General features: G+C 69.8%; 11 protein-coding genes and 2 pseudogenes. 11 read left to right on the top strand and 2 right to left on the bottom strand.

The window, feature by feature from the left end:
* Positions 1–173: 173 nt before the first annotated feature.
* Positions 174–2,184 (top strand): annotated as a pseudogene (locus AOK24_RS17175) (RelA/SpoT family protein); the annotation flags it as partial.
* A gap of 54 nt (positions 2,185–2,238) precedes the next feature.
* Here the strand turns inward: AOK24_RS17175 and AOK24_RS17180 are convergent.
* On the bottom strand, positions 2,239–3,468 hold the full coding sequence (locus AOK24_RS17180; RefSeq protein ID WP_055720953.1) for a DUF349 domain-containing protein: 1,230 nt from the start codon (positions 3,466–3,468) through the stop codon (positions 2,239–2,241).
* 146 nt (positions 3,469–3,614) lie between these two features.
* Positions 3,615–4,442, bottom strand: a complete 828-nt coding sequence (locus tag AOK24_RS17185; RefSeq protein ID WP_055720954.1) for a peptidylprolyl isomerase — start codon at positions 4,440–4,442, stop codon at positions 3,615–3,617.
* 175 nt (positions 4,443–4,617) lie between these two features.
* Here AOK24_RS17185 and AOK24_RS17190 point away from each other — a divergent pair, with 175 nt between their 5' ends.
* The 10 genes and pseudogenes from AOK24_RS17190 to AOK24_RS17235 form a co-directional block, all read left to right on the top strand.
* Complete coding sequence (locus AOK24_RS17190) at positions 4,618–5,325, top strand: MBL fold metallo-hydrolase (protein ID WP_055720955.1); 708 nt, start codon at positions 4,618–4,620, stop codon at positions 5,323–5,325.
* A gap of 3 nt (positions 5,326–5,328) precedes the next feature.
* Positions 5,329–6,600 carry a histidine--tRNA ligase gene (gene hisS / locus AOK24_RS17195; RefSeq protein ID WP_055720956.1) on the top strand — a complete coding sequence of 424 codons (1,272 nt, stop codon included), beginning with the start codon at positions 5,329–5,331 and terminating at the stop codon, positions 6,598–6,600.
* 191 nt (positions 6,601–6,791) lie between these two features.
* The gene (locus tag AOK24_RS17200; protein WP_055720957.1) at positions 6,792–7,451 is read left to right on the top strand and encodes a vitamin K epoxide reductase family protein; all 660 of its coding nucleotides are present in this window, start codon (positions 6,792–6,794) and stop codon (positions 7,449–7,451) included.
* 56 nt (positions 7,452–7,507) lie between these two features.
* Positions 7,508–8,863: a replication-associated recombination protein A gene (locus tag AOK24_RS17205; protein WP_055720958.1), complete on the top strand. Its 1,356-nt coding sequence runs from the start codon at positions 7,508–7,510 to the stop codon at positions 8,861–8,863.
* 308 nt (positions 8,864–9,171) lie between these two features.
* Complete coding sequence (gene rpsD, locus AOK24_RS17210; RefSeq protein ID WP_055720959.1) at positions 9,172–9,786, top strand: 30S ribosomal protein S4; 615 nt, start codon at positions 9,172–9,174, stop codon at positions 9,784–9,786.
* Between the two features lie 157 nt (positions 9,787–9,943).
* On the top strand, positions 9,944–10,345 hold the full coding sequence (locus tag AOK24_RS17215; protein ID WP_055720960.1) for a DUF948 domain-containing protein: 402 nt from the start codon (positions 9,944–9,946) through the stop codon (positions 10,343–10,345).
* Between the two features lie 8 nt (positions 10,346–10,353).
* Positions 10,354–10,686 (top strand): hypothetical protein, encoded by a 333-nt coding sequence (locus tag AOK24_RS17220; protein ID WP_055720961.1) that lies wholly within the window; start codon positions 10,354–10,356, stop codon positions 10,684–10,686.
* A complete protein-coding gene (alaS, locus tag AOK24_RS17225) occupies positions 10,686–13,355 on the top strand; it encodes an alanine--tRNA ligase (RefSeq protein WP_055720962.1) in 2,670 nt (889 codons plus the stop codon). Before AOK24_RS17220 ends, alaS begins: the two co-directional genes overlap by 1 nt.
* Complete coding sequence (gene ruvX, locus AOK24_RS17230; protein ID WP_055720963.1) at positions 13,355–13,807, top strand: Holliday junction resolvase RuvX; 453 nt, start codon at positions 13,355–13,357, stop codon at positions 13,805–13,807. The genes alaS and ruvX overlap by 1 nt, the downstream gene beginning before the upstream one ends.
* A 132-nt stretch (positions 13,808–13,939) precedes the next feature.
* A pseudogene (locus tag AOK24_RS17235) lies at positions 13,940–14,234 on the top strand (endolytic transglycosylase MltG); the annotation flags it as partial.

Raw genomic sequence — 14,234 nt, forward strand, 5'->3', positions numbered from 1 at the left:
GCGAACCCGTACAACCCGGTGCTGGAACCGCTCCTGCGGATAGTCCGCAGCAACGACCCGAAGACCGAGACGGCGGTCCTGCGCCAGATCGAGCGGGCCTACCAGGTCGCCGAGCGCTGGCACCGCGGCCAGAAGCGCAAGAGCGGCGACCCGTACATCACCCACCCCCTCNNCGACACCGTCGAGGACACCGAGTACGGCCTCGACGACCTGCGCCGCGACTTCGGCGACGTCGTCGCGCTCCTCGTCGACGGCGTCACCAAGCTCGACAAGGTCAAGTTCGGCGAGGCCGCGCAGGCCGAGACCGTCCGCAAGATGGTCGTCGCGATGGCCAAGGACCCGCGCGTCCTGGTCATCAAGCTCGCCGACCGCCTGCACAACATGCGCACGATGCGCTACCTCAAGCGCGAGAAGCAGGAGAAGAAGGCGCGCGAGACCCTGGAGATCTACGCGCCGCTCGCCCACCGCCTGGGCATGAACACCATCAAGTGGGAACTGGAGGACCTCGCGTTCGCGATCCTCTACCCCAAGATGTACGACGAGATCGTCCGCCTGGTCGCCGAGCGCGCCCCCAAGCGCGACGAGTACCTGGCCATAGTGACCGACGAGGTCCAGTCCGACCTGCGCGCCGCCCGCATCAAGGCGACCGTCACCGGCCGGCCGAAGCACTACTACTCCGTCTACCAGAAGATGATCGTACGAGGCCGCGACTTCGCGGAGATCTACGACCTGGTGGGCATCCGCGTCCTCGTGGACACCGTCCGCGACTGCTACGCGGCCCTCGGCACCGTCCACGCGCGATGGAACCCGGTCCCCGGCCGGTTCAAGGACTACATCGCGATGCCCAAGTTCAACATGTACCAGTCGCTGCACACGACGGTCATCGGCCCCAACGGCAAGCCCGTCGAACTCCAGATCCGCACGTTCGACATGCACCGCCGCGCCGAGTACGGCATCGCCGCGCACTGGAAGTACAAGCAGGAGGCCGTCGCCGGCGCCTCCAAGGTCCGCACCGACGCCCCCAAGGCCGCCGGCAAGGACAAGGACGCCATCAACGACATGGCGTGGCTGCGCCAGCTCCTCGACTGGCAGAAGGAGACCGAGGACCCCAGCGAGTTCCTGGAGTCCCTGCGCTTCGACCTCTCCCGCAACGAGGTCTTCGTCTTCACCCCCAAGGGCGACGTCATCGCGCTCCCGGCGGGCGCCACCCCGGTCGACTTCGCGTACGCCGTCCACACGGAGGTCGGACACCGCACGATAGGGGCGAGAGTCAACGGCCGGCTCGTCCCGCTCGAATCGACCCTCGACAACGGCGACCTCGTCGAGGTCTTCACCTCCAAGGCGGCCGGCGCCGGGCCCTCCCGCGACTGGCTCGGCTTCGTCAAGTCGCCGCGCGCCCGCAACAAGATCCGCGCCTGGTTCTCCAAGGAGCGCCGCGACGAGGCGATCGAGCAGGGCAAGGACTCCATCGCCCGCGCGATGCGCAAGCAGAACCTGCCGATCCAGCGCATCCTCACCGGCGACTCCCTGGTCACCCTGGCCCACGAGATGCGCTACCCCGACATCTCGTCCCTGTACGCCGCGATCGGCGAGGGCCATGTCGCGGCGCAGGGCGTCGTCCAGAAACTCGTCCAGGCGCTCGGCGGCGAGGAGGCGGCCACCGAGGAGATCGACGAGGCCGTCCCGCCGTCCCGTACTCGCGGGCGCAAGCGGCGCAGCAACAACGACCCCGGTGTGGTCGTCAAGGGCGTCGACGACGTGTGGGTCAAGCTGGCCCGCTGCTGCACGCCCGTACCGGGCGACCCGATCATCGGGTTCGTCACCCGGGGTAGTGGCGTATCGGTTCACCGCAGCGACTGCGTCAACGTGGAGTCACTCTCCCGCGAACCCGAGCGCATCCTCGACGTCGAGTGGGCGCCCACCCAGTCCTCGGTGTTCCTGGTCGCCATCCAGGTCGAGGCCCTCGACCGCTCCCGGCTCCTGTCGGACGTCACCCGCGTCCTGTCCGACCAGCACGTCAACATCCTCTCCGCGGCCGTCCAGACGTCCCGCGACCGGGTGGCGACGTCCCGCTTCACCTTCGAGATGGGCGACCCGAAACACCTCGGGCACGTCCTGAAGGCGGTGCGGGGCGTGGAGGGCGTGTACGACGTGTACCGGGTGACGTCGGCCAGACGCCCGTAGGGCGCACGGAAAGAGGGCCCCGCGTACGGGGCCCTCTTCAGCGTCCGGAAAAACTCAGCCGCCGAACTCCTGGAGCCCCTTCAGCGCCTGGTCCAGCAGCGCCTGGCGGCCCTCCAGCTCGCGTTCCAGCTTGTCCGCGCGGGACGTGTTGCCCTGGGCGCGAGCCGTCTCGATCTGGCCCTTCAGCTTGTCGACGGCGGCCTGGAGCTGGCCGGTGAGACCGGCGGCACGCGCACGCGCCTCCGGGTTGGTGCGGCGCCACTCGGTCTCCTCGGCGTCCTGGAGGGCGCGCTCGACCGTGTGCATCCGGCCCTCGACCTTCGGGCGGGCGTCGCGCGGGACGTGGCCGATGGCCTCCCAGCGCTCGTTGATCGCGCGGAACGCCGCACGCGCCGACTTCAGGTCGCCGATCGGCAGGAGCTTCTCGGCCTCCTCGGCCAGCTCCTCCTTCAGCTTCAGGTTCTCCGTCTGCTCGGCGTCCCGCTCGGCGAAGACCCCGCTGCGCGCCGCGAAGAACACGTCCTGGGCGCCGCGGAAGCGGTTCCACAGGTCGTCCTCGTGCTCGCGCTGGGCGCGGCCCGCGGCCTTCCAGTCCGCCATCAGCTCGCGGTAGCGGGCCGCCGTCGGACCCCAGTCCTGGGACGACGACAGCGACTCGGCCTCCGCGACCAGCCGCTCCTTGATCCGGCGGGCGTCCTCGCGCTGCGCGTCGAGCTGCGCGAAGTGCGCCTTGCGCCGCTTGGAGAACGCCGAGCGGGCGTGCGAGAAGCGGTGCCACAGCTCGTCGTCCGACTTGCGGTCCAGGCGCGGCAGGCCCTTCCACGTGTCCACCAGCGCCCGCAGCCGCTCGCCGGCCGCCCGCCACTGGTCGGACTGCGCGAGCTGCTCCGCCTCGGCGACCAGCTCCTCCTTGGCCTTGCGGGCCTCCTCGGACTGCTTGGCGCGCTGCTGCTTGCGCTCCTCGCGCCGCGACTCGACCGAGGACACCAGCGCGTCCAGCCGCTCCCGCAGCGAGGCCAGGTCACCGACCGCGTGATGCGCGTCGACCTGCTCGCGCAGATGGTCGATCGCCAGCTGGGCGTCCTTGGCCGACAGGTCGGTGGTGCGCACGCGCTTCTCCAGGAGGCCGATCTCGACCACCAGGCCCTCGTACTTGCGCTCGAAGTAGGCCAGCGCCTCCTCGGGAGAGCCGGCCTGCCAGGAACCGACGACCTGCTCGCCGTCGGCCGTACGCACGTACACGGTCCCCGTCTCGTCGACGCGGCCCCACGGGTCGCTGCTCACAGCGCCTCCTCCACATGATGCCTGCGCGAGGCTCGCTGGCCCCCGGGCATCGTCCACAGTTTCGTCTTGGCCAACATAGGCGACCGGCGGCGTGCCTGTCCGCATCCAGCGCGACCGAAATTACGCTGGCCGCCGCCTCGGATTCGTCAGGACTTCGCGACCGTCGCCTTGTCGATCACGACCGTCGCGTTCGGGGCCGTGTTGCCCGTCGTCGGGTCGGCGGCCTGCGCTCCCGCGGCGGCGATCTTCTTCAGGACCTTCATCCCGTCGGCCGACACCGTACCGAACGGCGTGTACTGCGGCGGGAGCTGGCTGTCCTGGTAGACGAGGAAGAACTGGCTGCCGCCGGTGTGCGGCTGGCCGGTGTTCGCCATCGCGACCGTGCCCGCCGGGTAGATGCCGTTCTTCAGCGAGGTGTCCTTCAGGTTCTCGTCCGGGATCGTGTACCCGGGACCGCCCGAGCCCTTCGCGGTCGGGTCGCCGCACTGGAGGACGTAGATGCCCTCGGTGGTGAGCCGGTGGCACCTGGTGTGGTCGAAGTAGCCCTTGCCGGCCAGGAAGTCGAAGGAGTTCACGGTCTGCGGGGCCGCCGACGCCTTGAGGTCGATGCCGATCTCACCGCAGGTGGTGTCCAGCGTCATCGTGTACTTCGCCGACTTGTCGATCGCGAGCTTCGGCTCGGTCTTCCACGTCTCCGTCTTGACCGACCCCGCCGCCGGCTTCCCGCACGGGTCCGGGCCCTTGCTCGGCTGCGGCGACGGGGAGGCGGCGACGTCGTCCGACTTCTTCGTGCCGTCGTCCTCGAACGCGCCCGTCGCGTAGAGCGCGGCGCTCCCGATCACGACCACACCGAGCGCCGACGCGATCACCGAGTTGCGCATCCGTGCCTTGCGCCGGGCGGCGGTGCGCCGTTGCTGCTGCCGCAAGAACTTCTCCCGCGCGAGCTGCCGCTTCCGCTGTTCCTGGGTGACCACCGGTCTTCTCCTCGTGCCGTCTCGTACGCCGGTTCGCGCTGCGTGTGCCCCGTACCGTATATGGGTTCGCTGAGGAATCGGCAGCGCCGGTAGGCTCTGACGTGGGCGGCGCCCTGCGCAAGCCCCCCTTATCGCCACAAACGCCGAGACGGCACCGAGAAAACCGAGGACGATCGTGCTCATTGCCGGGTTCCCCGCCGGAGCCTGGGGGACGAACTGCTATCTCGTCGCCCCGGCCGCCGGTGAGGAGTGCGTGATCATCGACCCGGGCCACGAGGCGGCCCCCGGAGTCGAGGAGACGCTCGCCAGGCATCGGCTCAAGCCCGTCGCCGTCGTCCTCACCCACGGCCATCTCGACCACGTGGCCTCGGTCGTCCCGGTGTGCGGCGCGCACGACGTGCCCGCCTGGATCCACCCCGAGGACCGCTACATGATGAGCGACCCCGAGAAGGCCCTCGGCCGGTCCATCGGGATGCCGCTGCTGGGCGAGCTGACCATCGGGGAGCCGGACGACGTCCGCGAACTCACCGACGGGGCGCGGCTGGAGCTGGCAGGTCTGGAACTCACCGTCGCGCACGCGCCGGGCCATACCGAGGGGTCGGTGACGTTCCGGCTCCCGGAGGCCGCCGACATCCCGCCGGTGTTCTTCTCCGGGGACCTGCTCTTCGCCGGCTCCATCGGACGCACCGACCTGCCCGGCGGCTCCATGGACGACATGCTCGCCTCCCTGGCGCGCGTGTGCCTGCCGCTCGACGACTCCACCGTGGTCCTGTCCGGACACGGCCCCCAGACCACCATCGGCCGCGAACGCGCCACCAACGCCTACCTGAGGCAGGTGGCCGACGGCCAGGGAGCGCCCGGCGCCCCCCGACGAGGAATGTGACGAGTGAGTACCTTCCAGGCCCCCAAGGGCACGTACGACCTTCTGCCGCCCAGCTCCGCCGCCTTTCTCGCGATCCGCGAGGCCCTCGCCGCACCGCTGCGCGTCTCCGGCTACGAGTACATCGAGACCCCCGGCTTCGAGAACGTCGAACTCTTCGCGCGCGGCGTCGGCGAGTCCACCGACATCGTCACCAAGGAGATGTACGCCTTCGAGACCAAGGGCGGCGACCGGCTCGCACTGCGCCCCGAAGGCACCGCCTCCACCCTGCGCGCCACGCTGGAGGCCAACCTCCACAAGGCCGGCAACCTGCCCGTCAAGCTCTGGTACTCGGGCTCGTACTACCGCTACGAGCGCCCCCAGAAGGGCCGTTACCGCCACTTCTCCCAGATCGGCGCCGAGGCGATCGGCGCGGAGGACCCCGCCCTCGACGCCGAGCTGATCGTCCTCGCCGACCAGGCGTACCGCTCGCTGGGCCTCAGCAACTTCCGCATCCTGCTGAACTCCCTGGGCGACAAGGAGTGCCGCCCCGTCTACCGCGAGGCCCTCCAGACGTTCCTGCGCGGCCTCGACCTCGACGAGGAGACCCTGCGCCGGGCCGAGATCAACCCGCTGCGCGTCCTCGACGACAAGCGGGCCGACGTCCAGAAGCAGCTCGCGGACGCCCCGCTCCTGCGGGACTACCTGTGCGACGCGTGCAAGGCGTACCACGAGGAGGTCCGCGCGCTCCTGAGCGCCGAGGGCGTCGTCTTCGAGGACGACGCGAAGCTGGTCCGCGGCCTCGACTACTACATGCGCACGACCTTCGAGTTCGTCCACGACGGCCTCGGCGCGCAGTCGGCGGTCGGCGGCGGCGGACGCTACGACGGCCTCTCCGAGATGCTCGGCGGCCCCGCCCTCCCGTCCATCGGCTGGGCCCTCGGCGTCGACCGCACGGTCCTCGCCCTGGAGGCCGAGGGCATCGTCCTCGACCTCCCGGCCGTGACCTCGGTCTACGCCGTCCCGCTCGGCGAGGAGGCCCGCCGCGTCCTCTTCGGCAAGGTCGCCGAGCTCCGCAGGGCCGGCGTCGCCGCCGACTTCGCGTTCGGCAACAAGGGCCTCAAGGGCGCCATGAAGAACGCCAACCGCTCCGGCGCCCGCTACACGCTGGTCGCGGGGGAGCGGGACCTCGCGGAGGGCGTCGTCCAGCTCAAGGACATGGAGTCGGGGGAGCAGGCGGCGGTCGCCGTGGACCAGATCGTGGCGGAGCTGACGTCGCGGCTCACACCGTCTTCCTAACCGTCAACACGACAAGGCCGGAATCGTCCTCACGGGCGATTCCGGCCTCGCCGTTTCCGGGCCGGTCACCTGTCCTGAACAGGCTTCCGGCAGGGCGTCCTTATGTCCATCGAACGGTGGACGACGGGACGGGTGCGGCAGAATGAGCGCTGTCAGAAGTACGTCCCCTCTCGACTTGACGGATCGGCGTGATGAGCAAGACGACAGTCAAAGAGGTCTCCATGGACCACGAGCCGGAGCGCGCCACCGCCGACGCGTCCCGAGCGGTGGGCGGCAGCAGGGCGTTCGCGCTGATGCTGGTGATCACGGGCGCGGCGGGGCTGCTCGCCGCCTGGGTCATCACCATCGACAAGTTCAAGCTGCTCGAAGCCAAGGTCGAGGGGAAGACGTTCGTCCCCGGGTGCAGCCTCAACCCGGTCGTCTCCTGCGGCAGCGTCATGGAGTCCAAGCAGGCCGCGGCCTTCGGGTTCCCCAACCCGATGCTCGGACTGGTCTGCTACGGCATCGTCATCGCCGTCGGCATGAGCCTGCTGGGCCGCGCCCGGTTCCCCCGCTGGTACTGGCTCACCTTCAACTTCGGCACCCTGTTCGGGGTCGGGTTCTGCACGTGGCTCCAGTTCCAGTCGCTGTACCGGATCAACGCGCTGTGCCTGTGGTGCTCGCTGGCCTGGGTCGCGACGATCATCATGTTCTGGTACGTGACGTCGTTCAACGTCCGCAACGGCTTCCTGCCGGGGCCTGCCTGGCTGAAGAGCTTCTTCGGCGAGTTCACGTGGGTGCTGCCGGCCGTGCACATCGGGATCATCGGGATGCTGATCCTGACCCGCTGGTGGGACTTCTGGACCAGCTGACCTGGCCTTTTCGAGGCCAGGCCCGCGTTGTCAGTGCTGTGACTTAGGGTTTCCGTGTGGAGCCCGATCTGTTCACCGCAGCCGCCGAAGACCGCCAGGAGAAGGACCCGACGGGGAGCCCCCTGGCGGTGAGGATGCGCCCGCGCACGCTCGACGAGGTCGCGGGCCAGCAGCACCTCCTGAAGCCCGGCTCCCCGCTGCGCCGCCTGGTCGGCGAGGGCGCGGGCGGTCCGGCCGGAGTCTCCTCGGTGGTCCTCTGGGGCCCGCCCGGCACGGGCAAGACGACCCTCGCGTACGTCGTCTCGAAGGCCACCAACAAGCGGTTCGTGGAGCTGTCGGCGATCACCGCAGGCGTCAAGGAGGTCCGCGCGGTCATCGACGGCGCGCGCCGCGCGAGCGGGGGATACGGCAAGGAGACCGTCCTCTTCCTCGACGAGATCCACCGCTTCAGCAAGGCCCAGCAGGACTCCCTCCTCCCCGCCGTCGAGAACCGCTGGGTCACCCTCATCGCGGCGACCACCGAGAACCCGTACTTCTCGATCATCTCCCCCCTCCTGTCCCGCTCCCTCCTCCTCACCCTCGAACCCCTCACGGACGACGACCTGCGCGGCCTCCTCAGAAGGGCCGTCACCGACGACCGCGGCCTGAAATCCGCCGTCACCCTCCCCGAGGACACCGAGGACCACCTCCTGCGCATCGCCGGAGGAGACGCCCGCCGCGCCCTCACCGCCCTGGAGGCCGCCGCCGGAGCCGCCCTCGACCAGGCGGAGACCGAGATCACCCTCGCGACCCTGGAGCAGACCGTCGACCGCGCGGCGGTCAAGTACGACCGCGACGGCGACCAGCACTACGACGTCGCCAGCGCCCTCATCAAGTCCATCCGCGGCTCCGACGTGGACGCCGCCCTGCACTACCTGGCCCGCATGATCGAGGCCGGCGAGGACCCCCGCTTCATCGCCCGCCGCCTGATGATCTCGGCCAGCGAGGACATCGGCCTCGCCGACCCGAACGCCCTCCCCATAGCCGTCGCCGCGGCGCAGGCCGTCGCCATGATCGGCTTCCCCGAGGCCGCCCTCACCCTCAGCCACGCCACCATCGCCCTCGCCCTCGCGCCCAAGTCCAACGCGGCGACGACCGCGATCGGCGCCGCCCTGGAGGACGTCCGCAAGGGCCTGGCCGGACCGGTGCCGACGCACCTGCGCGACGGGCACTACAAGGGCGCGGCCAAGCTGGGCCACGCGCAGGGGTACGTCTACCCGCACGACATCCCCGAGGGCATCGCCGAGCAGCAGTACGCCCCGGACCAGATCAAGGACCGCGAGTACTACACGCCCACCCGGCACGGCGCGGAGGCGCGGTACGCGGACGCCGTCGAGTGGACCAGGAAGCACCTCGGTCGCAAGCGGCCCTGAGCGCCCTGTAGACTCGCCCGAAGTGCCGTGTCCCGCGCTGTCAGAGCGGGACGACCGGCCGGAACCCCCGCGAGGGGGCTCCAGGAGCGTCGCGCACCGTCGAACGGTGTCGCGGGCAGCCCACCACCATCCGCCCCAGGGCGAGAACCGGTCGGTGGGCCACTCGCGTGCTGCACGTATGTGCCCAGACCAGGGGAGCGGCTGCCCGAGCCGCCTTGCTCGAGCGAGGCGAAGAGGGTTTCCCCGGCTGCGGATTGCGACCTCTCGTTGCTGCTGACAAGCCGAAGAAACATTACGGAGAGAACAAAGTGGCGAACCAGTCCCGCCCCAAGGTCAAGAAGTCGCGTGCCCTCGGCATCGCGCTGACCCCGAAGGCCGTCAAGTACTTCGAGGCCCGCCCCTACCCGCCGGGCGAGCACGGCCGTGGCCGCAAGCAGAACTCGGACTACAAGGTCCGTCTGCTGGAGAAGCAGCGTCTGCGCGCGCAGTACGACCTCTCCGAGCGCCAGCTCGTCCGCGCCTACGAGCGCGCCTCCAAGGTCCAGGGCAAGACCGGTGAGGCCCTGATCGTGGAGCTGGAGCGCCGTCTCGACGCGCTGGTCCTGCGTTCGGGCATCGCCCGCACGATCTACCAGGCCCGCCAGATGGTCGTCCACGGCCACATCGAGGTCAACGGTCAGAAGACCGACAAGCCCTCGTTCCGTGTCCGTCCCGACGACGTCGTCCAGGTGCGCGAGCGCTCCAAGGAGAAGACGCTCTTCACGATCGCCCGTGAGGGTGGCTTCGCCCCCGACGGCGAGACCCCGCGCTACCTCCAGGTGAACCTCAAGGCCCTGGCGTTCCGCCTGGACCGCGAGCCGAACCGCAAGGAAGTTCCGGTCATCTGCGACGAGCAGCTGGTCGTCGAGTACTACGCCCGTTGATTCTTCACCGGTTGTAGTACCGCTCGGAGCCCGCTGCCCCCTTGGGGGCGGCGGGCTTTCGCGTGCCCGTAATGCGGTGCGAAGTGCCGCGTCGGGCGCGATAGGCTCGTCCAGCCCACTCATTTTGAGTGGGCTGTTCAGGGAAGCAGGTGCGGCGGTGTCCGGAGGCGAGGTAGCCGGGATCATCGTGGCCGTCTTCTGGGCGATCCTGGTCTCCTTCCTCGCCGTCGCGCTGGTGAGGCTGGCCCAGACGCTCAGGGCGACGACCAAGCTCGTGGCGGACGTGACCGACCAGGCCGTACCGCTGCTCGCGGACGCCTCCACGGCCGTACGCTCCGCGCAGACGCAGATCGACCGGGTCGACGCGATCGCCTCGGACGTCCAGGAGGTCACCTCGAACGCCTCCGCGCTGTCGACGACGGTCGCCTCGACGTTCGGCGGGCCTCTCGTGAAGGTCGCCGCGTTCGGGTACGGCGTACGCCGGGCACTCGGCGGCGGCAGAGGGGACGACCCCCGCCGCACCGTGATCGTGGGCCGCGTCCGTGGGAAGAGGGACTGAGAGCAGCGATGTTCCGCCGTACGTTCTGGTTCACGACCGGCGTCGCAGCCGGTGTCTGGGCCACCACCAAGGTCAACCGCAAACTGAAGCAGCTCACCCCGGAGAGCCTCGCCGCGACCGCGGCGAACAAGGCGCTGGAGACGGGCACGCGGCTCAAGGACCGCGCGGTCGGCTTCGCGCTCGACGTCCGGGACGGCATGGCCCAGCGGGAGGCCGAGCTCCAGGACGCGCTCGGCATCGAGCAGACGCCCGAACTCCCCGCACCCCGGCGCGTCGCCGCCATCGAGAACACGACGTACCCCAACACGACGTATACGTACAACCGGAATGAGGACCACTGATGGAGTCGGCCGAGATTCGCCGCCGCTGGCTGAGCTTCTACGAGGAGCGCGGGCACACCGTCGTGCCTTCGGCGTCGCTCATCGCGGACGACCCGACTCTGCTCCTCGTCCCGGCCGGCATGGTTCCCTTCAAGCCGTACTTCCTCGGTGAGGTCAAGCCGCCGTGGTCGCGCGCGACCAGCGTGCAGAAGTGCGTGCGTACGCCCGACATCGAAGAGGTCGGCAAGACCACCCGCCACGGCACGTTCTTCCAGATGTGCGGCAACTTCTCCTTCGGCGACTACTTCAAGGAAGGCGCCATCACGTACGCCTGGGAGCTGCTCACCAGCCCCCAGGACAAGGGCGGTTACGGCCTCGACCCCGAGCGCCTGTGGATCACCGTCTACCTGGACGACGACGAGGCCGAGCGCATCTGGCACGAGGTCGTCGGCGTACCGAAGGAGCGCATCCAGCGCCTCGGCAAGAAGGACAACTACTGGGACATGGGTGTTCCCGGTCCCTGCGGTCCCTGCTCCGAGATCAACTACGACCGCGGCCCCGAGTTCGGCGTCGAAGGCGGTCCCGCCGTCAACGACGAGCGGTACGTCGAGATCTGGAACCTCGTCTTCATGCAGTACGAGCGAGGTGAGGGACGCGGCAAGGACTACCCGATCCTCGGCGAACTCCCCAGCAAGAACATCGACACGGGCCTCGGCCTCGAACGCCTCGCGATGATCCTGCAAGGCGTGCAGAACATGTACGAGATCGACACCTCGATGGCCGTCATCGACAAGGCCACCGAGCTGACCGGCGTCCGCTACGGCGACGCCCACGCCTCGGACGTCTCCCTGCGCGTGGTCACCGACCACATGCGTACGTCCGTGATGCTGATCGGCGACGGCGTCACCCCCGGCAACGAGGGCCGGGGCTACGTCCTGCGCCGCATCATGCGCCGCGCCATCCGCAACATGCGTCTGCTCGGCGCCACCGGTCCGGTCGTCAAGGACCTCGTCGATGTCGTGATCGGCATGATGGGCCAGCAGTACCCGGAGCTGATCACCGACCGCAAGCGCATCGAGACGGTCGCGCTCGCCGAGGAGGCCGCGTTCCTGAAGGCCCTCAAGGGCGGGACGAACATCCTGGACACGGCCGTCGAGGAGACCAAGGCCGCCGGGAAGACCGTCCTCGCCGGCGACAAGGCGTTCCTCCTGCACGACACGTGGGGCTTCCCGATCGACCTCACCCTGGAGATGGCCGCCGAACAGGGCCTGTCCGTGGACGAGGACGGCTTCCGCCGCCTGATGAAGGAGCAGCGGGAGCGCGCCAAGGCCGACGCCCAGGCCAAGAAGACCGGCCACGCCGGAGCCGGCGCCTACCGGGAGATCGCCGACCAGGCCGGTGAGACCGACTTCATCGGCTACACCGACACCGAGGGCGAGACCACGATCGTCGGCATCCTCGTCGACGGCGTCTCCTCGCCGGCCGCCACCGAGGGCGACGAGGTCGAGATCGTCCTCGACCGCACCCCGTTCTACGCCGAGGGCGGCGGCCAGATCGGCGACACCGGGAAGATCCGGGTCGACTCGGGTGCCGTCATCGAGGTCCGCGACTGCCAGAAGCCGGTGCCGGGGGTGTACGTCCACAAGGGCGTCGTCCAGGTCGGCGAGGTGACCGTCGGGGCCAAGGCCCACGCCACGATCGACTCCCGGCGCCGCACGGCCATCGCCCGCGCCCACTCGGCCACGCACCTCACCCACCAGGCCCTGCGCGACGCGCTCGGCCCGACGGCCGCCCAGGCCGGTTCCGAGAACCAGCCGGGCCGCTTCCGCTTCGACTTCGGTTCGCCGTCCGCCGTCCCGACGGCCGTGATGACCGACGTCGAGCAGAAGATCAACGAGGTGCTCTCCCACGACCTCGACGTGCGCGCCGAGGTCATGGGGATCGACGAGGCGAAGAAGCAGGGTGCCATCGCCGAGTTCGGCGAGAAGTACGGCGAGCGGGTGCGCGTCGTGACCATCGGGGACTTCTCCAAGGAGCTGTGCGGCGGCACGCACGTCCACAACACCTCGCAGCTCGGCCTGGTCAAGCTGCTCGGGGAGTCGTCGATCGGCTCGGGTGTGCGCCGGATCGAGGCCCTCGTCGGCGTCGACGCCTACAACTTCCTGGCCCGCGAGCACACGGTCGTCGCCCAGCTCCAGGAGCTGGTCAAGGGGCGTGCGGAGGAGCTGCCGGAGAAGATCTCGGCCATGCTCGGCAAGCTGAAGGACGCCGAGAAGGAGATCGAGAAGTTCCGCGCGGAGAAGGTCCTCCAGGCCGCCGCCGGACTCGCCGACTCCGCCAAGGACGTGCGCGGCATCGCCCTGGTCACCGGGCAGGTCCCGGACGGGACGACCCCGGACGACCTGCGCAAGCTGGTCCTCGACGTGCGGGGCCGCGTCCAGGGCGGGCGGGCCGCCGTCGTCGCCCTGTTCACCGTGAACAACGGCAAACCGCTGACCGTGATCGCCACCAACGAGGCCGCCCGCGAGCGCGGTCTCAAGGCGGGCGACCTGGTTCGCACGGCCGCCAAGACGCTCGGCGGCGGTGGCGGCGGGAAGCCGGACGTCGCCCAGGGCGGTGGCCAGAACCCGGCCGCTGTCGGCGAGGCCGTCGACGCGGTCGAGCGGCTGGTCGCCGAGACGGCCAACTGATGCGCCGAGGACGCCGGCTCGCGATCGACGTCGGGGACGCCCGGATCGGGGTCGCCTCGTGCGACCCCGACGGGATCCTCGCGACCCCGGTCGAGACGGTCCCCGGCAAGGACGTACCGGCTGCCCGGCGCCGGCTGAAGCAACTGGTCGACGAGTACGAGCCGATCGAGATCGTCGTCGGGCTCCCGCGCTCCCTCAAGGGGGGCGAGGGCCCGGCGGCGGTCAAGGTCCGGGGGTTCGCCGAGGCACTGGCCAAGGCGGTCGACCCGGTTCCGGTTCGGCTCGTGGACGAGCGGATGACGACCGTGACGGCCAGCCAGGGGCTGCGCGCCTCGGGCGTGAAGTCGAAGAAGGGACGCTCCGTCATCGACCAGGCCGCCGCTGTGATCATCCTTCAGCAGGCGCTGGAATCCGAACGGGTGTCAGGTAAAGCACCCGGAGAGGGCGTCTAAGTGGTCATCTGATCGCGATACGGTAACGTTCCGCGCGATGCGGAGGTGTTCGAACAGCCTCCGCACGACAGAGGCGGAACCGCAGCCGGACCCCCCAGCCGCGAACCGCCGCCTCGCGGCTCTAGGGGATCGATGACTGAGTATGGCCGGGGCCCGGGCCCCGCACCGTGGCATCCGGAGGACCCGTTGTTCGGGGACGGCGGATGGGAAGGGCAGCAGGCGCCCCTGGGGCACCAGCCTGCCTACGGGGGCCACCAGCAGCAGTACCCGCAGTCGCAGCAGCAGGCGGCCTACAACGGCTGGACGGGCGGCGACCAGCAGCCCGGCTACGGCCGGCAGCCCCAGCACGATCAACCCCAGTACGACCAGCAGCAGTACGACCAGTACGGTCAACCGGTCTACCCGCAGTACGACCAGCAGCAGTACG

This window comes from Streptomyces niveiscabiei, from assembly GCF_001419795.1.
Taxonomy (GTDB): domain Bacteria; phylum Actinomycetota; class Actinomycetes; order Streptomycetales; family Streptomycetaceae; genus Streptomyces; species Streptomyces niveiscabiei.